Source organism: Arenibacterium halophilum (assembly GCF_005938225.1).
Lineage (GTDB): Bacteria > Pseudomonadota > Alphaproteobacteria > Rhodobacterales > Rhodobacteraceae > Arenibacterium > Arenibacterium halophilum.
Window position 1 is genome coordinate 807,621 of the sequence record NZ_VCPC01000002.1, and the last position, 20,654, is coordinate 828,274.

The window sequence follows — 20,654 nt, forward strand, 5'->3', positions numbered from 1 at the left end:
ACCGATGAAACGGAAAGCAACGACATGAGACTGACCTGCCCGATCTGTGGCGAACGCGACCGTCGCGAGTTCTACTATAAAGGCGACGCCGTCGCCGAACACCGGCCCGACCCCGACGCGGGGGAAGCGGCCTGGGACGATTACGTGCATCTGCGCGACAACCCGGCCGGGGTGACACGCGACCTGTGGTATCACGAAATGGGCTGCAACGCCTGGGTCGTCGTCACCCGCAACACGCTGACGCATGAGGTGATCGAGACGCGGCTTGCGACAGGAGGCGGCGCATGAGGATCGCGGGCAAGGGGCTGATCGACCGCACCGACGCGGTGCAGTTCAGCTTTGACGGGCGCATGTTCCAGGGCTACCGGGGTGATACGCTGGCCTCGGCCCTGCTGGCCAACGGGCAGCACCTTGTGGGGCGGTCGTTCAAGTATCACCGCCCGCGCGGCATCTTGACCTCGGGCAGCGAGGAACCCAACGCGCTGGTCACCGTGGGGCGGGGCGGGCGGCAATCGCCCAATGTGCGCGCCACGGTCCAGGAAATCCACGACGGGCTTGAGGCGCGCAGCCAGAATCGCTGGCCCTCGCTGAATTTCGACGTGATGGCGGTGAACGATCTGGCGTCGCCCTTCCTTGGGGCGGGGTTCTACTACAAGACCTTCATGTATCCGCGCGCCTTCTGGGAAAAGCTGTATGAGCCGGTGATCCGCCGCGCCGCCGGGCTGGGCGCGCTGTCGGGGGCCAACAACACCGACCGCTATGACCGGGCGTTCGCTTTCTGCGACCTGCTGGTGATCGGGGCCGGGCCAACGGGCCTTATGGCCGCGCTGACGGCGGCACGCGCGGGTGCCGACGTGATCCTCGCGGACGAGGATTTCCGCATGGGCGGCCGTCTGCTGGCGGAAACCGACCAGATCGACGGCCAGCCCGCCCACGACTGGGCGCGCGACATCCTCGAAGAGCTGGCCGAGATGGACAACGTGCGCCTGATGCCGCGCACCAACGTCTTTGGCGCCTATGACCAGGGCACCTATGGCGCGCTGGAGCGGCTGGAACATCACACCGCGACCCGTCGCGCGGGCGCGCCGGTCGAATGCTACTGGCGCATCGTGGCGCGGCAGGCGGTGCTGGCGGCCGGGTCCATCGAACGGCCCATCGCGTTTCGCAACAACGACCGCCCCGGCATCATGACCGCGGGTGCCGTGCGCTCCTATCTGAACCGCTGGGGCGTGGCGCCGGGCAAACGGGTTGCCGTGTTTTCCAACAACGACGACGGGCTGCGCACCGCGCGCGATCTGGTGGCCGCCGGGGTGCATGTGTCCGCGCTGATCGACAGCCGCCATGACGCGCCCGACCTGCCGGCCGAGCTGCGCGGACTGCGCTATGTCAAGGGTGCCAAGGTCTGCGACAGCGGCGGGCGCCTGCGGGTGGATCGCGTGACCTATCGCTCGGTCAGTGGCGAAGACAGCGTGCAGGCCGATTGCCTTGCCATGGCGGGCGGCTGGAACCCCACGGTGCACCTGACCTGCCACATGAACGGACGGCCCGTCTGGAACGAAGATATCCAAAGCTTTGTGCCCGCGCAGGGCGCTGTTCCGGGGTTGCACCCGGCGGGGGCCTGCAATGGCGTGTTTTCCACGCTGGCCTGTCTGCGCGACGGGCAGCGCGCGGCGATCGACGCGCTGGGCGCCATCGGCATCACCGCCACGGCGGGCGATCTGCCGCGGGCCGAGGATGCGCCGTACCGGATCACGCCGCTGTGGGCGGTTCCGGGGAAAGGGCGCGCCTGGCTCGATTTCCAGAACGACGTGACCGTGAAGGACGTGAAACAGGCCGCCACGGAAAACTTCCGCTCGGTCGAGCATATGAAACGCTACACCACACAGGGCATGGCGACCGATCAGGGCAAGAATTCCAACGTCGCGGCGCTGGCGGTTCTGGCCGATGTCACCGGGCGCGGCATTCCCGAAACCGGTACGACCACCTTCCGCCCGCCGTTTTCACCGGTCAGCATTGCCGCGCTGGGCGGACCCGGTCAGGGCAAAGGCTTTGCGCCGCAACGATTTACCACCAGCCATAAGGCCAGCGTCGAGGCGAGCGCCCCGATGATTGAGGCCGGGTTGTGGTATCGCCCCAGCTACTTCCCCGCGCCGGGGGAAACCACATGGCGGCAATCCTGCGACCGCGAGGTCGGGATGGTGCGCAACACAGTCGGTGTCTGCGATGTCTCGACCCTGGGCAAGATCGATATCCAAGGCAAGGATGCGGGCGCCTTCCTTGATTTCGTCTATACCAACACCTTCTCGACGCTGAAGGTGGGGCGCGTGCGCTATGGTCTGATGCTGCGCGAAGACGGCTTCGTCATGGATGACGGCACCACCGCGCGGCTGGGCGAAACCCACTATGTGATGACCACCACCACCGCCGCCGCGGGCGAGGTGATGCGCCACCTTGAATTCGCCCGACAGGCGCTGCTACCCGACATGGACGTGACGCTGATGTCGGTCACCGAGCAATGGGCACAGTTCGCCATCGCCGGTCCGAAGTCGCGCGCGCTGCTGGATGATCTGCTGGACGATCCGCTGGCCGAGGGCGACTGGCCCTTCATGGCCTGCGGTCCAGTGACGGTCTCGGGCGTGCAGGGGCGGCTGTTCCGCATCTCGTTCTCGGGCGAACACGCCTATGAACTGGCGGTGCCCGCGCGCTATGGCGACAGCCTGTTCCGGGCGCTGGTGGACCAGGCCAAGGCGCTGGGCGGTGGTGCTTACGGGATGGAGGCGCTGAACGTGCTGCGCATCGAAAAGGGCTTCATCACCCACGCCGAGATTCACGGCCGTATCACGGCCGACGATCTGGGCATGGGCGGGATGGTGTCGCAGAAAAAGGATTGTATCGGCAAGACGATGTCGGAACGGCCAGGCCTGTCGGGGCCGTCGCGCGAACAGCTGGTTGGCCTGCGCCCCGTGGGCGAAGTCAAACAGCTGACCGCAGGCGCCCACCTGTTCGAGCCCGAGGCCGAAGCCACGCGCGAGAACGATCAGGGCTATGTCACCTCGGTCTGCTATTCGCCGACGCTGGGGACCATGCTGGGCATGGGGTTCCTGAAGAACGGCATCGCGCGGATCGGGGAAAAGGTGCGCATGGTCGATCACCTGCGCGATGTGGAAGCGATTTGCGAAGTCACCCACCCGGTGGTCTTCGACCCGGAAGGAGGGCGCGTACGTGGTTGATCTGGTTGCCAAATCCCCCTGTGACGGCCTGCTGCCGCCTGAAATCGCCGGTCTGCGCCTTGTCGAACCTGCGCCGCAGCGCCTGACATCCATCGCGCCGCTGCGCGGGCAGGAAACAGCCGTGGCCGAGTCGCTGGGCGTCACGCTGCCCGTACCGGGGCAGTCGGCCAAGGCCGGTGGGGTCGAGCTGGTCTGGTTCGGCATGGGCACTTATCTCGCGCTTGGCGAGATCACGACCGACCTGTCGGGCAAAGCCGCGCTGACTGATCAAAGCGATGCCTGGACGGTCGTGGAACTGACAGGTCCAAGGGCCGAAGACGTGCTGGCCCGCCTTGCGCCGGTGGATTTCCGCCTGTCGCAGTTTGCCGTGGGCGCCACCGCACGCACCGAGATTGCGCATATGATGGGGTCGATCACGCGGCTGGCACAGGATCGGTTCCGCGTGATGGTGTTCCGGTCCATGGCGAAAACGCTCGTTCACGATTTCACCTTGGCAATGGAAGCTGTCGGCGCACGCGGTTAAACTGTGCGCTGACCCATGATTCCGGAGTAGCCTACATGATCCGCCTTGCCATCGCCGCCATCCTTCTTGCCGCCCCCGTCCAGGCCGAGGTCAGCAAGGCCGAAAGCTGCCTGTATCAGGCGCAGGTGGTTGCGGCGATCCAGAAGGCGCGGCTGGACCGCGTGAAGGAACGTGATGTCCCTGCCGCCATTGCGAAAACATCGCCCACTTGGCCTGAAAGCTATAACGCAGCGATCCCGCTGATCGCGCCCTGGGTTTACGAAAAGAAGATGCGCGTGGTGCGCAACAACGACCTGTCTGAGGCTTGGAACGAGGTGTGCCTGGCCAATTGACCCGATGGCGCGGCGGGGTCTTACACCCCGCCGCGCCCGTGGTATGATCTGGAATGAGCCTCCCACCCGGTTTCCTTGACGAACTGCGCAACCGTGCCAGCCTCTCGCAGGTGGCGGGCCGCAAAGTCATGTGGGACAGCCGGAAATCGAATCAGGGCAAGGGCGACATGTGGGCGCCGTGCCCGTTCCACCAGGAAAAATCGGCCTCGTTCCATGTCGATGACCGCAAGGGGTTCTATTACTGCTTCGGCTGTCACGCCAAGGGCGACGTGCTGACCTTCATCCGCGAGACCGAGAACGTCGGCTTCATGGAAGCGGTCGAGATCCTGGCCCGCGAGGTTGGCATGGAAATGCCCGCCCGCGATCCGCGCGCCCAGCAGAAGGCCGACCGCCGCAGCGAACTGGCCGAGGTGATGGAGGACGCGGTGCGCTTCTTCCGCCGCAACCTCAGCACCGGCAACGGGCAGGACGCGCGCGAGTACCTGGCCCGCCGTGGGCTAAGCGACAAGGCGCTGGACCGCTGGGAAATCGGGTTCGCGCCCGATGGCTGGCAGGGGCTGTTCGACCACCTGACCGGCAAGGGCGTGCCCGAGGACCGGATCATCGACGCGGGTCTGGCGCGCGCCTCGACCAAGGGCAAGCGGCCCTATGACGTGTTCCGCAACCGGATCATGTTTCCGATCCGCGATGCGCGCGGGCGCTGCATTGCCTTCGGGGGCCGCGCGATGGACCCGAACGACAACGCCAAGTATCTGAATTCGCCCGAAACCCTGCTGTTCGACAAAGGGCAGAGCCTGTTCAACCACGGTCCCGCGCGCGAGGCTGCGGGCAAGGGCCAGCCGCTGATCGTGGCCGAGGGTTACATGGACGTGATCGCCCTGGCCGAGGCCGGGTTCACCGCCGCCGTCGCGCCGCTGGGCACCGCCGTGACCGAGGGCCAGTTGCAGATGATGTGGCGCATGGCGCCCGAACCGATCATCGCGCTGGATGGCGACAAGGCGGGGCTGAACGCCGCGCGGCGGCTGATTGACCTGTCGCTGCCGCTGCTGGAAGCCGGGCAATCGCTGAGATTCGCCATCATGCCCGAGGGCCAGGACCCCGACGACCTGATCCGCGCCAAGGGGCCGGGTGCAGTGCAGGAGGTGCTGGACACCGCGATGCCGATGGTCCGCCTGCTGTGGCAGCGCGAAACCGAGGGCCGCGAGTATGACAGCCCCGAGCGCAAGGCCGCGCTCGACAAGGCGCTGCGCGAAAAGATCAAGACGATCCGCGACCCCTCGATCCGCCTGCACTACGGCGAGGAGATCAAGGCGTTGCGGCAGGAGTTGTTCAACCCGCGCCGGGGCGGGCAGGGCGGTAGCGGCTTTCGCCCGCGTGGCGGGTTTGCCAAACCGCCCGCAACGGCGCGGCTGACCACGCGCGCCTCGATGCTGGTGGCGGCGGGTGACGGGGTGGAAACCCGGAACCGCATTGCCGTGATCCTGGCCGCGCTGATCGGCACGCCGCGCGTCGCTGAACGGTTTGAACGCGGGCTGGAAATGATGGATTGCACCGACCCGGATCACCGCGCGATCCGCGACATCATCCTGCGCCGCTATCACGACGAAACTTGCGATATGCGGGGCGAGATTGTCGCGGAAATCGGGCCGCACGCTCTTGAAAACCTGTTTGCGCTTCGCCATGTGGCGATCAACCCGGCGGTACGACAGCCCGGCGACGAAGAGGTCGCGGGCATGACACTGGCCGAGGAACTGGCCAAACTTGACGCGCAACGCGGCTGGTCGGCCGAAATCGCCGAGGCGGTCGAGGATCTGGCCCATGGCGAGGATGAGGCGCTGACCTGGCGGCTAAGCCAGGCGGCACAGGCCCGAAACACCGCGATGCGATCCGAGCATGAGGACAGGGCCGAATACGACACAGCCGAGAACGGCGCCCGAATCAATCGTGACGAACGCAACGCCCTGAATGCGCTGCTGGACCGAATCGGGCACTCCAAACGGCAACACTAAGCTGTTTTCGTAAGGAAAAACGAAAGAAATCTGGGTAAACGGGTGGCCGAATCGACGAATCACGCTATTGATTCGGATCACCAGCGAATCGCCCGTACCGTCAGGAGCATTGAATGGCCGCCAAAGACAACGACGACTCAAAGACCGAAGATCAGGACGCCGAAATCTCGCTCGATATGAGCCAGGCCGCCGTCAAGAAGATGATCGGCGAGGCGCGTGAAAAAGGCTATATCACCTACGATCAGCTGAACCAGGTGCTGCCGCCCGATCAGGTCAGTTCCGAGCAGATCGAGGATGTGATGTCGATGCTGTCCGAAATGGGCATCAACATCATCGAGGACGAAGAAGCCGAAGAGGAAGAGCAAAAGGGCTCGACCGATGTGGTCGCGCAGAACGACGCGCGCGAGATCACGCTAGGCTCTGGCACCCAGGAAAAACTTGACCGTACCGATGACCCGGTGCGCATGTACCTGCGCGAGATGGGCAGCGTCGAACTGCTGAGCCGCGAGGGCGAGATTGCCATCGCCAAGCGGATCGAAGCCGGTCGCAACACGATGATCGCCGGGCTGTGCGAAAGCCCGCTGACCTTTCAGGCGATCACCATCTGGCGCGACGAACTTCTGTCAGAAGACATTCTGCTGCGCGACGTGATCGATCTGGAAACCACCTTTGGCAACCAGATGGGTGAAGACGGCGACGTGGAAGAGCCGCTGGTTGCCGGGGCTTCCACCTCGGAGACGGCGAAGGAAAAGACCGAGGATTCCCCCGAGTTGGACGCCGACGGCAACCCGATTGCCCGCGACGACGACGAGGACGAGGACGATCAGGCCAATATGTCGCTTGCCGCGATGGAGGCCGCGCTGAAGGATCAGGTGCTGACCACGCTCGAGGTTATCGCCAACAACTATGCGCAGCTGTCCGAAATGCAGGACAGCCGTATCTCGGCCACGCTGAACGAAGACGGGTCGTTTTCGGATCAGGACGAAAGCACCTACCAGTCGCTGCGCTCGGAAATCGTTGAACTGGTGAACGGGCTTCACCTGCACAACAACCGGATCGAGGCGCTGATCGACCAGCTGTACGGCATCAACCGCCGCGTGATGTCGATTGACAGCTCGATGGTCAAACTGGCCGACCAGGCGCGCATCAACCGTCGTGAATTCGTCGATGAATACCGCGGGCGTGAACTCGACCCGAACTGGCTTTCGGATATGGCCGACAAACCCGGTCGGGGCTGGCAGATGTTCATCGAACGCTCGACTGACAAGGTCGAGGAGCTGCGCGCGGACATGGCGCAGGTCGGTCAATACGTCGGCCTTGATATCAGCGAATTCCGCCGCATCGTGCAGCAGGTTCAGAAGGGCGAGAAAGAGGCCCGCCAGGCCAAGAAGGAAATGGTCGAGGCGAACCTGCGTCTGGTGATCTCCATCGCCAAGAAGTACACCAACCGCGGCTTGCAATTCCTTGATCTTATTCAGGAAGGCAACATCGGCCTGATGAAGGCGGTGGACAAGTTCGAATACCGTCGCGGGTATAAGTTCAGCACCTACGCCACATGGTGGATTCGTCAGGCGATCACCCGCTCGATCGCCGATCAGGCGCGCACCATCCGTATTCCGGTTCACATGATCGAGACGATCAACAAGCTGGTCCGCACCGGGCGCCAGATGCTGCACGAGATCGGCCGCGAACCGACGCCGGAAGAACTGGCCGAAAAGCTGCAAATGCCGCTGGAGAAGGTTCGCAAGGTGATGAAGATCGCCAAGGAACCGATTTCGCTGGAAACGCCGATCGGCGACGAGGAAGACAGCCAGCTTGGCGATTTCATCGAGGACAAGAACGCAGTCCTGCCGCTGGATTCCGCGATTCAGGAAAACCTGAAGGAAACCACGACCCGCGTTCTGGCCAGCCTCACCCCACGCGAAGAACGGGTTCTTCGGATGCGGTTTGGCATCGGCATGAACACCGACCACACGCTGGAAGAGGTCGGCCAGCAGTTCAGCGTGACACGCGAGCGGATTCGCCAGATCGAGGCGAAGGCGCTCCGCAAGCTGAAGCACCCCAGCCGAAGCCGCAAACTGCGCAGCTTCCTCGATCAGTAAGCGCATTGGCGGGGCCCTTGGCCCCGCTGCTAGCGGCTATGTGATCCATGTCATATTGTCTTTGCGCGGCATCGCGATAGGTTTCATTGAGGGACGGGCCAGTTCAGGAAAGGCTCATCAGATGAAACATATCCTTTTGCTTGCCGCGCTTGCGTCCGTGCCGTCATCAGCCTCGGCGTGGCGCGCGTTCAATAGCCATGATGTCTATCCGCTATCGGATGGCGTGTTCGAAGTGGTGTCCGAAGTTGGGTCGGGCGCGGCCGACTACTGGTGCGGCGCGGGCGATTTCGCCTATCGCGGCGTTGGCGCTGCGGCGGCGCAGCGGGTTTATATCTGGCGCGCGATCGGCCCCAGCGTCACACGGCCCGGGCGTAAGGCGGTGCAGTTTTCATTAACCCCACCACCGGGTGCGGATACTGATCCTAAGCTGACACTGTCGGTGCGCGCAGTCGGGGATAACCTCCGCGCCGCAGCTGCGCAGCAATACTGCTTTGGGAATGATCCAGAGGACGGGTTTCCCTATCGTCCGTAATAAATTCAAGAGAGGCCAGCATGTTCAACGCTTTCCTTAAAGTCGCCGCCGTGGGGTTGGCCTGTGCGCCCGTCGCAGCATCGGCCTGGACCGCCGACAATCGGCTGGATGTGAACCCGCTGCCAAACGGTGATTTCGAAGTCATAGGTGACCCGGGTTCAGGCGGCTCGGACTACTGGTGCGCGGCAGGCGATTACGCAATGGTTGTCCTTGGTGCCCAAGGCACGGATCGCGTGTACATCACCCGTGGGCGCGGCACACCGGAAACCAGCAACCGCAAGTCTGGCGTCCAGTTTTCGCTGACTGCTCCTGCAACGGCGCCTCAGGGTCTGCAACTGTTCATGGATATGCGCCGCGTGGGCGACAATTTGGGCGTGACCTTTGCGCGGAACTACTGCCTTGATCGCAAGGTGCACGAATTCTGAGTGCCCATGCGTATTGAGTCTGACCAGACCGAGCTGGAAATCGCCACCCGTGGCCCCGGCCTGTACGAGTTCACCGATCATGTTACGCGATGGTTGTCTTCGCAGCCGGGCCAAGGGCGCGGGGGTCTGTTGACCGTATTCGTGCGTCACACGTCCTGTTCGCTGCTGATACAGGAAAATGCGGATCCTGACGTGCAGCGTGATCTGCTGGCGTGGCTGAAACGGTTCGTGCCGTCTGCCGACGACCCTTCGCTGGGGTATCTCCGTCATCGCGCGGAAGGCCCGGATGACATGCCTGCCCATATCAAGGCCGCCGTCCTGCCGGTGTCTCTTTCGATTCCCGTCGCGCAGGGGCGGATGGTTCTGGGCACGTGGCAGGGCATTTACCTGTTCGAACATCGCGATCACCCGCACCGCCGCCGGGTTTTCCTGCATCTGTCTGGCTGAGCGACCAAAAGCGTGGCTTTTTCCCCACCGCATGTAGTGGCGACCAAAAGGCACTACACAAGCGTTTTGCGCCGTCCTATAGTCGCTGTGGATAAAGGGGGGCGAACCCCCACGAGCGGGATAATTCAAGGGGGATCGCCATGCGCTGTCCGTTTTGCGGAAACATCGACACTCAGGTCAAAGACAGTCGCCCGGCCGAGGATCACGTGTCGATTCGTCGGCGCCGGTTCTGTCCGGCCTGTGGCGGGCGATTCACCACCTATGAACGCGTGCAGCTGCGCGATCTGGTCGTGATCAAATCCAGTGGCAAGCGCGAGGATTTCGACCGGGACAAGCTGGAGCGCTCGATCCGCATTTCGATGCAGAAACGCCCGATTGAACCGGAACGCATCGACCAGATGATCTCGGGCATCGTGCGCCGGCTGGAAAGCATGGGCGAAACCGATATCCCCAGCCACAAGATTGGCGAGATCGTGATGGAGGCGCTGGCCCGGATCGACACGGTTGCCTACGTGCGCTTTGCCAGCGTTTACAAGAACTTCCAGGCTGCTGACGATTTCGAAGATTTCGTGCACGAGCTGCGCCCGCCCAGCCCGACGGAAGAGTGAGCGCGCAAGACACACGGTTCATGGCCCTTGCGCTGTCGCTGGGGCGCCGCGGGATGGGCCAATGCTGGCCCAACCCGGCCGTGGGCTGCGTGATCGTTAAGGATGGCCGGATAGTCGGGCGCGGCTGGACCCAGCCGGGCGGTCGGCCCCACGCGGAAACCGAAGCACTGGCGCAGGCCGGGGCATTGGCGCGTGGCGCTACGGCCTATGTCACGCTGGAGCCTTGCGCCCATCACGGCAAGACTCCGCCCTGCGCTGACGCGCTGATTTCGGCCGGTATCGCCCGCGTTGTGGCCCCGATCGAAGACAGCGATACCCGCGTGTCCGGGCAGGGATTTGCCCGCCTGCGCGAGGCCGGGGTGACGGTGAAAACCGGCGTTCTGGCCGATCAGGCCGCGCGCGATCATGCTGGCTTTCTGCAACGCTGCGAAGTGGGGCGGCCCTTCGTCACCCTGAAACTGGCCAGCAGCTTTGACGGCCGTATCGCCACCGCTACGGGACAAAGCCAGTGGATCACCGGGCCCGAAGCGCGGCGCTTTGTGCACGGGATGCGCATGCGCCACGATGCGGTGATGGTGGGGGCAGGCACCGCGCGGGCCGACGACCCGTCGCTGACAGTGCGCGACATGGGCGTGTCCCGGCAGCCGGTGCGCGTGGTCGTGTCGCGCCGGTTGGAATTGCCGCTGATCGGCACGCTGGCGCGCACGGCGAAAGACGTGCCCGTCTGGCTGTGCCACGGGGCTGATGTGGATGCGAAACGGCGCGAGACGTGGCAAGGCCTTGGCGCGCGGATGTTTTCCTGTGGTCTCTCGGGGGCGCAGCTGGATCCGGCCGATGTGTTGTTTCACTTGGGGCAGGCCGGTCTGACCCGGGTGTTCTGCGAAGGCGGCAGTGCGCTGGCGGCCTCGCTTCTGGCGGCTGATCTGGTGGACGAGCTGGTGGGCTTCAGCGCCGGGCTGGTGATCGGGGCCGAGGGCCTGCCCGCCATCGGGGCCATGGGGCTGGCCAACCTGTCCGAGGCCGCGCGGTTCGATCTGGTCGAGGTGCGTGATCTGGGCGGCGATGTGGTGCACCGCTGGCGGCGGCGTCTGGCCTGAGGCCTAGCGCCACAGGTGCGCCCAAGTGGCGAGCATTCCCTGTAGCTTTGACAGCCCACGCAGCATTGGCGGCTGGTGCGTGTGCCCAGCCGCAAGTCGCGCCACCGCCACTTCGACCGGGCAGGGCTGGCCTGTCACCGGGTCAAGGTAGCGCGGGTAATCGATCAGCGTCGCATGAACCAGCCCGGCGAGTGTTGGCCGTGCCACGCGCCGCGTAGGCGGTTGTCCCAAGTCGCGCGTCAGCCCCCAGCCGGCATAAAACGGTGCGCCCAGCGTGGTGACAGGGATTTTGCGCAACAGCGCTTCAAATCCCATCAGCGAGGTAAGTGTGAACAGCTCGTCGCAGGCCTCGATCAGCGCAACTGGGTCGGCGTTGTCGGCGACCACATCGGCCAGATCGCGCGCGTCGATTGCACCGGGGCGCAGCCCGGCTTCGACGTCAGGGTGCGGTTTGTAAACAATCACAGCCGCAGGCCGCGCCGCACGTACGGCGCGCAGCAGGTCGGCGTTCGTACAAATGTCGCTTGCGCCGGTCAGGACCGAGGCATCGTTTTCCACCTGTCCCGGCACCAGCACAAGGTGCTTGTCGGGAAGATCGGGCAGGGTGCCGCCAAGATTGTACTTGGTCAGGCGGCCCTTGGTCAGTGTTGCGATCAACCGCTCGGCGCGCATCAGTTGCGCGCCAGTCAGGCTGGCACGCCGGGCGATCCAATGTTCTAGATCGCTGGGGCGCGACGGATCGTAATAGATGCCCGCGCTGTCGGCCACCAGCGACAACGGCGGCACAAGTTGCGCGCCCAGCCCGCGCGAGCGCAGGAACCCGTCCTCGACCCGCGTCACGCCCGGCTCGCTCGCCTGGCGTGCGCTGGACCAAGCCAAGCGGGCACGGCCCTGCACGGGCGAGTCACGAAAGATTACCCGTTTTTCGCGGCCAAAGAACCGTTGCATATGCGGGCGTTTCCACAGGCGGATGCCGTGCGCGACCCAGCCATGCCTGTCCTGCCGCCAGGCGCGCACCTGCGCGTCAAGATTGTCCAGAACAGTTTCGATTTCGCACAATGTATCGGTGAATGGGTCGTACCACGTGGGGTAGAGGATCATCGCGGCGGCGAACAGCTGGGCGGTGGTCAATTGTCTTTCGCGGCGCGGCACCGGGGTTTCATCCTGCGTGCGGCCCCAACCGACATAGAACGGCTGGCCAAACACACGCGGGCGATGCCCGGCCAGGATCGCTTCGAACCCCAGATGAGACGATACGGTGTAAACGCCCACTGCGCCTTCCAGCAGGGTCCAGGGGCTGATGTTGGATTCGTCCAGCGAGATACGGCGGTTGGTATCGGCCTCGGAGAAATAGCCGGGCCGATACCCGTTCCGCGTTTCCGGGTGGGTCTTGATGACGATGCGGGCGCCGGGGTGTTCTTCCTGCGCAAACACCAGCATTTCGCGGAACAGCGCGTCATTGCCGCCGCTGGCGCGGACCGAGGCATCGTCGCGCGTCTGATCGACCACCAGCACATAGCCGGGTTCGGGCGGCGTCGCGGTGGGATCGGTAGCGCTGTATTTGCTCAGATGCCCCTCGCGCATCCGGGCGATGGCGTCGCGGGCGCGGTTCAGCAGGGCGGTATCGTCCAGCGGCGCAGTCGCCAGCAGGGTTTCCAGATCGCTGGGCGTGGCCGGGTCGAAATGCACGCCGGACCGGTCAAGGCACAGGCCCATCGGCGGCTCGCCCGTGCGGCCCGGATGCAACGAGCGCAGAAACGCATCCTCGACCCGGAGCAGGGGCGCGCCTATGCGTTCGGCAACGGCACGGCCCCGGTGGGCGGTCGGGCTGTTGCCCCAGATCGCCACGGCATCGCCATCACCCGGCCGGCCCAGCCGCACGTCGTACCCGGCAAGGTGCAGGATGCGGCGCAGCCGCCGCTGCATCACGAACCCGCCGTTGTAGACAAGGACCCGCTGGCGCGGGCCGTCTGCCCCGGCGGGGATCATACTAGCCGCCTGTCAGGGTTTGCACATCCGCCACCGGCGTGATCGCGCCCAGAACCAGTGAAATCGTCTTGGTCCACTGGGCATAGGGGGCCTCGGTCACGTAGAGCGTGTCATCGTCGCGGATCACGAAGTCGCGGGCCAGGAACAGCCCGTTGGGCTCTTTCAGGTTCAGCACATAAATCAGCCGCTGCGCGCCTTGCAGATCGGTTCGGCCCAGAACCTGATTGGCGATCTCGGCCGGTTCGTTGCGGAAGACGAACACGCCGGTCGGGTCGGAACTGGTGGCGACCAGCCCGCCGACTTGCGCGATGGCCTCCAGCGCCGAGAGGTTCTGCGATTCAAATGGCACGCGGGCCTGCTGGCTCATCGCGCCAAGGGCGGTGAACGAGCGTGTGTCTTCCTCGACCAGAATGCGGTCGCCCGCGCGCAGGGCGATGTCCAGCGCCGGGTTGTCGTAAAGGTCCTGGAACCAGACCTTGCCGCGATGGCCGCCCCGGATCACGGTGATCTGGGCGATCTCGGGTTCGATCGTCACGCCGCCCGCCTTGGCCAGCATCGCCGAGAGCGTGCGCGTCGGCCGCTCGATCGGATAGACGCCCTGACCGCCGACCGCACCCACCAGCGACACGGTCGAGCCGTCCCCGGCGACACGGCGCACCTCGACCTGCGGGTCGGGGGTCTGATCGTCCAGGCGCGAGGTGATGAGCTCGCGCAGCTGGTTTGGCGTGTTCCCGGCGGCGCGCACACGGCCTGCGTAGGGCACAAAGATGAACCCGGCGCTGTCGACCTGCACCTCTTCCAGAACGGTGGAATTGCCGGTCTGCCCGGCCAGCAGCCCGTCTTGCACGTTTTCCCAGATGGTCAGCCCCAGCACGTCGCCGGGGCGGATGGTGTCGGATGTCAGCTGGGCCGCGTTCACGAAGCCCGAGGAAAAACCAAGCGCGGGCACCACGGCGGTGGCGCGGGTCACGCGGTCGTTGACGGCAACCACGAATGCATCGCCTTCGCGCTGTACCGACCCCGAGAAGATTTGCCGCTTGTTCGGGCCCAGCTGCGGCAGGCCGCAACCCGCCACAATGCCCAGAATCGCCAAAGCCGCGACGGGGCTGGCCCATCGGCTGGTAAGGGGTTTCACTGCTCGGTCTCCTCGACCCGTTATTGTTCTGCCGTCTTTTTCCGGTGAATCTAGCGGGGTTTGCGCGGAAAATCCAGCGAAACGAATCAGCTGGCCCGGTCGATCAGCCGCAACTGTTGCCGCGGCGCCGCTGCGCCCGATTTCAGCGCGTCATACGGATCGGTCGGGGCCAGCATCATATCGACGGCCAGCCGGAGCAGTTGCCGGCGCCCCTTGGCCGAGTAGAACCCGCCCGGAACCTGACTGGTTTCCAGCAGGAAGCGGCGAAAATCCTTGTAGGCGCGGCTGTCTGGCCGTGGCGCACCGGCAAAGAAGTCGGCAAGCGGCAGGTCGCTGACGAATTCCGGCTTGGCATAGACCGCGCGGCCAAACACCTTCAGCGGAATGCCGCGCCACAGCACCTGCTGACCGGCGGTGGAATTCACCGTCACCGCGCTGCGGGCGTCGTTCAGCAGCGTGGCCAGCTTGCCGCCGCGCACGTAATGCACCCGGCCCAGCAAGCCGTGTTGCCGCGCCAAGCGGCGCACGGTGGCGGGCAGGGGCGCGCGCCCGTCCTCCAGCGGATGGGCCTTGATGACAAGGTGATGATGGCGCGGAGCACCGCTGGCAAAACCCTGGAACACCTCGGCCAGGAAATCTGTCATCGAGGGAAACGGCGAATGTTCCCTGAACGAGGCGTCGTGTTCCAGTTGCAGCAGCGCAAGGTGATAGGGAAAGCCGCCGCGCCGGATACGCCAAGTGGCGATGCGCCGGTCCAGCGCGTGAAACGGCATCAGTAGCAGCCGTTTCAGATGCAGGCGGAATTCCTGCTTCACGGACAGCTCGCGATGCGGGCGAAAGTTTCGGAACCGTCCGTTTCGAAACATCACGAACCAATGATACAGCGCGCCATAAAACACGTGGTGGCGCATGTCGCCCCAATGCGACGGCGGCAGCGGGGTATCCAGATCGCATCGCTCCATCGCCGCTTGCATCTGGGTCAGTGTCATCTCCATCAGCCGCGAGTGCCCGTTCGATCCGCCGCGTTCATAGGTCACCCAATAGGGGCGCAGGTATCCTTCCTCGAACACATGCACCGTCAGCCCCCGGGCGCGGGCCAACGCCACCGCCTGCGCGTGAATGGGGCGCGTGTCGCCGTATAACACGATGTCGGTAACGCCGTGGGTCTCCAGCATATCGGCCAGCCGGTCGGGCCAGAGTTCGGGCGCATCCTCATAGGGCAGGAATGTTGCGCGAGCAGGCCAGAACGCCGCATCGCCCGCGTTGAACCCGACACGCCAGACCCGCGCGCCCGCCCGCACCAGCATCCGCCCCAGCGCGCCGAAGAACGGCCCGTGCGGCCCCTGAAGAAACAGGAACACCCGCTGGTCGATTGCATCTGGCGTCATGCGCCGATCCTTCTGCCCGTCGTGCCGTGTTGCCCTGTGCCGGGCAATCTGGACGAACTATGGCCCCGTGCGGACCGTGGGGCAAGCGCCGGGGCTTGCCCACGCCGAACGGGGTGGTTACCTCTGTGACGGAAAAGCATTAAGGAGCGGTTGCATGTTTACCGGGATCATCACCGATGTGGGCCGGATCGCGGCGCTGGAACAGCAGGGCGATCTGCGGGCGCGCATCGAAACCGCATATGACACATCCGGCATCGACATCGGCGCGTCGATCGCGTCGGACGGGGTGTGCCTGACGGTGATCGACCTTGGGCCGAACTGGTATGACGTTCAGATCAGCGCGGAAACCGTGTCGAAAACCAACATCGGCGCCTGGGCCGTGGGCAGCCGCGTGAATCTGGAACGCGCGCTGCGCGTGGGGGACGAGCTGGGCGGCCATATCGTGTCGGGCCATGTCGATGGCGTGGCCGAGGTGATCGCCGTGACGCCCGAGGGCGACAGCACCCGCATCATCCTGCGCGCGCCCGATGCGCTGGCGCGCTTCATCGCGGCCAAGGGATCGGTCGCGCTGAACGGCACCTCGCTTACGGTGAACGATGTGGCGGGAACCGAATTCGGCATCAACGTTATTCCCCACACGCAGGCTGAAACCACATGGGGCGGGGTCACGGTGGGCGACCGCGTGAACCTGGAAATCGACACGCTGGCGCGCTATGTCGCCCGGCTGGCAGAGGTGGCGTGATGACAGCCGGTATCGGACACAACAACGGCCCCGTGATGGAAGCGGGGCAGACCTATCGCGCCTATCAGTGGCGGCAGGCGCAGCGCGCCCTGATGCCCGAGGCGATTCCGCTGCAGATTGTTCGGATGCGGATGCGCCGCGCGACCGAACTGGGGATGAGTTACAAGGCCTATGCCAGCGTGCGCCGCACCAGCGGGCATGACATCCTTGGCCTGCTGTTTTCGTCGAATGCGCTGCGCATCATTGGCAATGGCGCCCGGATGCCGGAAGACGAACGCGCAAGGCTGGAGGCGGTGGTGAAAGCCAGCAAGCTGGCGATGGTGCATCGCCCCAATCACCCCGGCGTGGTGCTGGCCCAGAACCCCGAGCTGGATGCGACCGACGCCGCCCCGCTGTTCACCGACAGTTGGAGCGCCATGCGCGCGCGGCTGGAACAGTTCGTGCAGACCCAGCAGTTGCCGGGCAACCGCGTGCTGGTGGTGGGTGACGCGCCGCTGGAATCGGAATGGGCCACGGCCGCGCGGGCGGCAGGCTATCTGCCGGCGGATGCCTACTTCGCACAGCCCTTGCGCTAGAACGCGAAGAAAACGCGGCGCGCTTCGTCTGGTAATGCGCGCCGGTTGCGGCTATCTGCTTGGCAAACGTACCAAGGAAAGCTGCCGTTCATGAGCTTTGAGACACCCGGCCCCGTCGAAGCGGGTCTGAGCGATGCGATTTCACCGATCACCGACATCATCGCGGCGGCCCGCCGTGGCGAGATGTTCATTCTGGTCGATCACGAAGACCGCGAGAACGAAGGCGATCTGGTGATCGCGGCGGAATTCGCCGATGCCAAGGCGATCAACTTCATGGCGACGCATGGGCGCGGGCTGATCTGTCTGCCCATGACGGCCGAACGGGTCGACCGGCTGGGCCTGCCGATGATGGCGGTCAACAACTCGTCGCGGCATGAAACGCCGTTCACCGTGTCGATCGAGGCGCGCGAAGGCGTGAGCACCGGCATCTCTGCCGCCGACCGCGCGCTGACCATCGCCACAGCGATCAATGAACAGAATACGATGGCCAGCCTTGCGACGCCGGGCCATATCTTCCCGCTGCGCGCGCGCCGCGGTGGCGTGCTTGTGCGCGCCGGCCATACCGAGGCAGCGGTGGATATCGCCCGCCTTGCCGGGTTGAAGCCCGCCGGTGTGATCTGCGAGATCATGCGCGAAGACGGCACCATGGCGCGGCTGCCCGATCTGGTTGAATTTGCCAAGCAGCATGGCCTGCTGATCGGCACGATTTCCGATCTGATCGCCTATCGCAGCCGCAACGATAACCTTGTCGACGAAACCGGCCGCGAAACGGTCGTGTCTGAATTCGGTGGCGAATGGGATATGCGGCTGTTCACCGACCAAACCCACAACATCGAACACGTCGTGCTGATCAAGGGCGACATCACCACGCCCGAGCCGGTGCTGACCCGGACGCACGCCATGCACGAAGCCTCGGACATTCTGGGTATCGGGCAGAAATCGGCGCGCGAGTTGCCCCGCGCGATGGAGATCATCGCCGAGGAGGGGCGCGGTGTCGTCTGCCTGTTCCGCCAACCGCGCCGCACGCTTTACGCGCAGGACGAAGAGGGCGTGCGCACGATCAAGCATACCGGCCTTGGCGCGCAGATCCTGTCGAAACTTGGCGTCCATAAATTGGTGCTACTGACGGATTCGCCCGAAACCCGCTATGTCGGGCTTGACGCCTATGACATCACCATCGCCGGCACCCGCCGCATCCTGTCCGGAGACTGACATGGCCCAAAGCGAAACCCACTATTCCCTGCCGCGCCCCGAATTCGATGCGCCGGTAAAGCTGTTGATCGTCGTCGCGCCCTATTACAAGGACATCGCCGACCAGCTGGTGGCGGGCGCCAAGGCGGAAATTGAAGCCGCGGGCGGCACTTGGGATCTGGTCGAGGTGCCCGGCGCGCTGGAAGTGCCCAGCGCCATAGCGCTGGCCGACCGGCTGTCGAATTTTGACGGCTATGTCGCGCTTGGCTGCGTGATCCGGGGCGAGACGACGCACTACGACACGGTCTGCAATGATTCCAGCCGCGCGCTGCAATTGATGGGGTTGCAGGGTCTGGCGATCGGCAACGGCATCCTGACCGTGGAAAACCGCAAACAGGCCGAGGTGCGCGCCGAAGCGGCTGGCCAGAACAAGGGCGGCGGCGCGGCGGCGGCGGCCTTGCATCTGATCGCACTCGCCCGTAAGTGGGGCGCCCAGCGCAAGGGCATCGGGTTCAAACCCGAGTCCGGCAGCTATCGGATTGCAGGCGACGACAACGGAACCCCCACAGCATGACCAGCGACGCGCCCGTTTCGGGCAACCAGAAACGCAAGATGAAATCGGCGGCGCGGCTGTATGCCGTGCAGGCGCTGTTCCAGATGGAAGCCGCGCAGCAATCCACCACATCGGTGGTGCGCGAATTCCTCGATCACCGGTTCGGCGCCACCTATGACGGCGACGAGATGGCCGAGGGCGATGCCGATCTGTTCCGCGACTTGATCGAACAGGCGGTGAACCATCAGGCGAAGATCGACCAGATGACCGACCGGGCGTTGGTGGCGAAATGGCCGATCGACCGGATCGACCCGACACTGCGCGCGCTGTTCCGCGCCTCGGGGGCCGAAATCGTACTGGCGCAAACGCCGCCCAAGGTGGTGATTTCCGAATTCGTCGATGTGGCGCGCGCCTTCTTCCCTGAAGGGCGCGAACCGAAATTCGTGAACGCGGTACTGGATCACATGGCCCGCGAGGCCCGGCCCGAGGCGTTTTAAGCCCACGCTACAGCGCGTGGGCAGTTCCTAATGCCAATACATCGCCCGTGGGCGCGCCGGAGGTGGAGCCGCCAACCGGTTCGTCGCTGATCGCCAGTGTCAGACCCTCGGGCGCGCGCAGGTGGTCGGGCAGGGCAATGGTGGCCTGCGCGCTCTCGGGCAGCACGCCCAGGGATTGTGGCGGCTGATCGCCCTGAATCGCCCACAACTCCAACACGCGGCCCGGCCGCGCGGCACCTTCAACGCGGGTCAGGCGCAGGCTGCCGTCTGACGGTTCATACACCGCAAGGATCTGCGGCGCGCCGGCCTCGCCTGCCAGATGCGATACATAGCCAACGCCCGGGTCTGGCCCGACCAGCGATTGGACGCCCAGAAAGGCCGCCAACGCCAGGGCGGCCAGGCTGACCCCTTGCCACAGCCACAAAGCCTGCCACCAAGGCCGACGCGGGGCCGGCTCGCCGAACAGGCGGGCGATCAAGGCTTTCTTCACCGCCGCACGCGGTGCGCGTTCGGGGAACTCGTGGTTCATCTGCGCAAAATGCTGCACCCATGTCAGAACCCGCCCGCGCAGTACAGGATCGCGGGCAAGCGCCGCCTCGAATGCGGCCTCTTCCGACGGCTCAAGCAGGCGCAGCACGTATTCGGCGCTTTGCATGTCGTGTTCTTCTGGGGTGGCGGACTCTGTCATCGCTGCATACAGGCCTGAAGCGCGATAAGAGATCGCCGCAGCCAGGTACGCACTGTGTTCAGCGGTACACTCAGCTTGTCGGCCAGCTCCGCATAGCTCAGCCCCTCAAGGTAAGCCCCTCGCACGGCGGCGGCGCGCGTGTCGTCCAGCTCGCGCAGGCAGGCCACGATCCGCTCGGCTTCCGACCGCGCAACGGCATTGGCTTCGGGGGTGGGGGCGCTGTCGGCAACGTGCTCGATCACGTCGTCCGACCCGGCCGCACGGCGCCGCCGCAGGCGGTCAATGGCGGTATTCCGTGCAATTGTGATCAGCCATGTCATCGGGCTCATCCCGTTCGAGCGATAGCGGTCAGCATTGCGCCAGACCTTCATGAAACTTTCCTGCAAGGCATCCTCGGCACTTGCGCGGTTATTCAAGATACGCAGGCACACCCCGAAAAGTTTCGCCGAGGTGGCGTCATAGAGACGGGAAAACGCCACGCGGTCGCCAAGTGCCACACGCGCGATCCAGTCTTCCAGTTTTGCAGTGTCGGCCAGCCCCGCGATGATCGCCCCCGGTCCGGGCGCTTTGCGGCCCGCGTTGAAATTCCAG

At 64.9% G+C, this 20,654-nt stretch carries 21 protein-coding genes; 16 read left to right on the forward strand and 5 right to left on the reverse strand.

Annotated elements, in window-relative coordinates:
- The first annotated feature begins 24 nt into the window (after window positions 1-24).
- The 11 genes from FGK64_RS10615 to ribD all read left to right on the forward strand — a co-directional run bounded on the left by FGK64_RS10615 (window position 25) and on the right by ribD (window position 11,305).
- Entirely contained in the window at window positions 25-288 is a 264-nt protein-coding gene (locus FGK64_RS10615; RefSeq protein WP_138863762.1) for a sarcosine oxidase subunit delta, read from the forward strand.
- Window positions 285-3,230, forward strand: coding sequence for a sarcosine oxidase subunit alpha family protein (locus tag FGK64_RS10620; RefSeq protein WP_138863763.1), 2,946 nt, complete (start codon window positions 285-287; stop codon window positions 3,228-3,230). The genes FGK64_RS10615 and FGK64_RS10620 overlap by 4 nt, the downstream gene beginning before the upstream one ends.
- The gene (locus FGK64_RS10625) at window positions 3,223-3,753 is read left to right on the forward strand and encodes a sarcosine oxidase subunit gamma (protein ID WP_138863764.1); all 531 of its coding nucleotides are present in this window, start codon (window positions 3,223-3,225) and stop codon (window positions 3,751-3,753) included. Before FGK64_RS10620 ends, FGK64_RS10625 begins: the two co-directional genes overlap by 8 nt.
- Window positions 3,754-3,788: 35 nt before the next feature.
- On the forward strand, window positions 3,789-4,085 hold the full coding sequence (locus FGK64_RS10630; protein ID WP_138863765.1) for a hypothetical protein: 297 nt from the start codon (window positions 3,789-3,791) through the stop codon (window positions 4,083-4,085).
- Window positions 4,086-4,138: 53 nt separating this feature from the next.
- Window positions 4,139-6,094 carry a DNA primase gene (dnaG, locus tag FGK64_RS10635; protein ID WP_138863766.1) on the forward strand — a complete coding sequence of 652 codons (1,956 nt, stop codon included), beginning with the start codon at window positions 4,139-4,141 and terminating at the stop codon, window positions 6,092-6,094.
- A 113-nt stretch (window positions 6,095-6,207) separates the two neighbouring features.
- On the forward strand, window positions 6,208-8,196 hold the full coding sequence (gene rpoD / locus FGK64_RS10640) for an RNA polymerase sigma factor RpoD (RefSeq protein ID WP_138863767.1): 1,989 nt from the start codon (window positions 6,208-6,210) through the stop codon (window positions 8,194-8,196).
- Between the two features lie 121 nt (window positions 8,197-8,317).
- Window positions 8,318-8,728, forward strand: a complete 411-nt coding sequence (locus tag FGK64_RS10645) for a hypothetical protein (protein ID WP_138863768.1) — start codon at window positions 8,318-8,320, stop codon at window positions 8,726-8,728.
- A gap of 20 nt (window positions 8,729-8,748) precedes the next feature.
- Window positions 8,749-9,153 carry a hypothetical protein gene (locus FGK64_RS10650; protein ID WP_138863769.1) on the forward strand — a complete coding sequence of 135 codons (405 nt, stop codon included), beginning with the start codon at window positions 8,749-8,751 and terminating at the stop codon, window positions 9,151-9,153.
- A 6-nt stretch (window positions 9,154-9,159) separates the two neighbouring features.
- Window positions 9,160-9,600 (forward strand): secondary thiamine-phosphate synthase enzyme YjbQ, encoded by a 441-nt coding sequence (locus tag FGK64_RS10655; protein WP_138863770.1) that lies wholly within the window; start codon window positions 9,160-9,162, stop codon window positions 9,598-9,600.
- 140 nt (window positions 9,601-9,740) lie between these two features.
- Complete coding sequence (gene nrdR, locus FGK64_RS10660) at window positions 9,741-10,208, forward strand: transcriptional regulator NrdR (RefSeq protein ID WP_138863771.1); 468 nt, start codon at window positions 9,741-9,743, stop codon at window positions 10,206-10,208.
- Window positions 10,205-11,305: a bifunctional diaminohydroxyphosphoribosylaminopyrimidine deaminase/5-amino-6-(5-phosphoribosylamino)uracil reductase RibD gene (ribD, locus tag FGK64_RS10665; protein WP_281280402.1), complete on the forward strand. Its 1,101-nt coding sequence runs from the start codon at window positions 10,205-10,207 to the stop codon at window positions 11,303-11,305. Before nrdR ends, ribD begins: the two co-directional genes overlap by 4 nt.
- Before the next feature lie 3 nt (window positions 11,306-11,308).
- On the opposite strand, the gene FGK64_RS10670 is transcribed toward ribD, so the two are convergent.
- The 3 genes from FGK64_RS10670 to FGK64_RS10680 all read right to left on the reverse strand — a co-directional run bounded on the left by FGK64_RS10670 (window position 11,309) and on the right by FGK64_RS10680 (window position 15,817).
- The gene (locus FGK64_RS10670; RefSeq protein ID WP_138863772.1) at window positions 11,309-13,294 is read right to left on the reverse strand and encodes a capsular polysaccharide biosynthesis protein; all 1,986 of its coding nucleotides are present in this window, start codon (window positions 13,292-13,294) and stop codon (window positions 11,309-11,311) included.
- Window position 13,295: 1 nt separating this feature from the next.
- On the reverse strand, window positions 13,296-14,429 hold the full coding sequence (locus FGK64_RS10675; RefSeq protein ID WP_138863773.1) for a polysaccharide biosynthesis/export family protein: 1,134 nt from the start codon (window positions 14,427-14,429) through the stop codon (window positions 13,296-13,298).
- A gap of 86 nt (window positions 14,430-14,515) precedes the next feature.
- Complete coding sequence (locus FGK64_RS10680) at window positions 14,516-15,817, reverse strand: capsule biosynthesis protein (RefSeq protein WP_138863774.1); 1,302 nt, start codon at window positions 15,815-15,817, stop codon at window positions 14,516-14,518.
- A gap of 154 nt (window positions 15,818-15,971) precedes the next feature.
- Here FGK64_RS10680 and FGK64_RS10685 point away from each other — a divergent pair, with 154 nt between their 5' ends.
- From FGK64_RS10685 to nusB, 5 genes are all read left to right on the forward strand, one after another.
- The gene (locus FGK64_RS10685) at window positions 15,972-16,559 is read left to right on the forward strand and encodes a riboflavin synthase (RefSeq protein WP_138863775.1); all 588 of its coding nucleotides are present in this window, start codon (window positions 15,972-15,974) and stop codon (window positions 16,557-16,559) included.
- Window positions 16,559-17,134 carry a hypothetical protein gene (locus FGK64_RS10690; protein WP_138863776.1) on the forward strand — a complete coding sequence of 192 codons (576 nt, stop codon included), beginning with the start codon at window positions 16,559-16,561 and terminating at the stop codon, window positions 17,132-17,134. The genes FGK64_RS10685 and FGK64_RS10690 overlap by 1 nt, the downstream gene beginning before the upstream one ends.
- Before the next feature lie 90 nt (window positions 17,135-17,224).
- Window positions 17,225-18,346 carry a 3,4-dihydroxy-2-butanone-4-phosphate synthase gene (ribB, locus tag FGK64_RS10695; protein WP_138863777.1) on the forward strand — a complete coding sequence of 374 codons (1,122 nt, stop codon included), beginning with the start codon at window positions 17,225-17,227 and terminating at the stop codon, window positions 18,344-18,346.
- 1 nt (window position 18,347) lies between these two features.
- The gene (locus FGK64_RS10700; protein ID WP_138863778.1) at window positions 18,348-18,899 is read left to right on the forward strand and encodes a 6,7-dimethyl-8-ribityllumazine synthase; all 552 of its coding nucleotides are present in this window, start codon (window positions 18,348-18,350) and stop codon (window positions 18,897-18,899) included.
- Entirely contained in the window at window positions 18,896-19,375 is a 480-nt protein-coding gene (gene nusB / locus FGK64_RS10705) for a transcription antitermination factor NusB (RefSeq protein ID WP_138863779.1), read from the forward strand. Before FGK64_RS10700 ends, nusB begins: the two co-directional genes overlap by 4 nt.
- A gap of 7 nt (window positions 19,376-19,382) precedes the next feature.
- Here nusB and FGK64_RS10710 read toward each other — a convergent pair whose 3' ends face one another.
- Complete coding sequence (locus FGK64_RS10710; RefSeq protein ID WP_138863780.1) at window positions 19,383-20,063, reverse strand: anti-sigma factor; 681 nt, start codon at window positions 20,061-20,063, stop codon at window positions 19,383-19,385.
- Window positions 20,060-20,599: a sigma-70 family RNA polymerase sigma factor gene (locus FGK64_RS10715; RefSeq protein WP_138863781.1), complete on the reverse strand. Its 540-nt coding sequence runs from the start codon at window positions 20,597-20,599 to the stop codon at window positions 20,060-20,062. Before FGK64_RS10715 ends, FGK64_RS10710 begins: the two co-directional genes overlap by 4 nt.
- Window positions 20,600-20,654 lie beyond the last annotated feature (55 nt).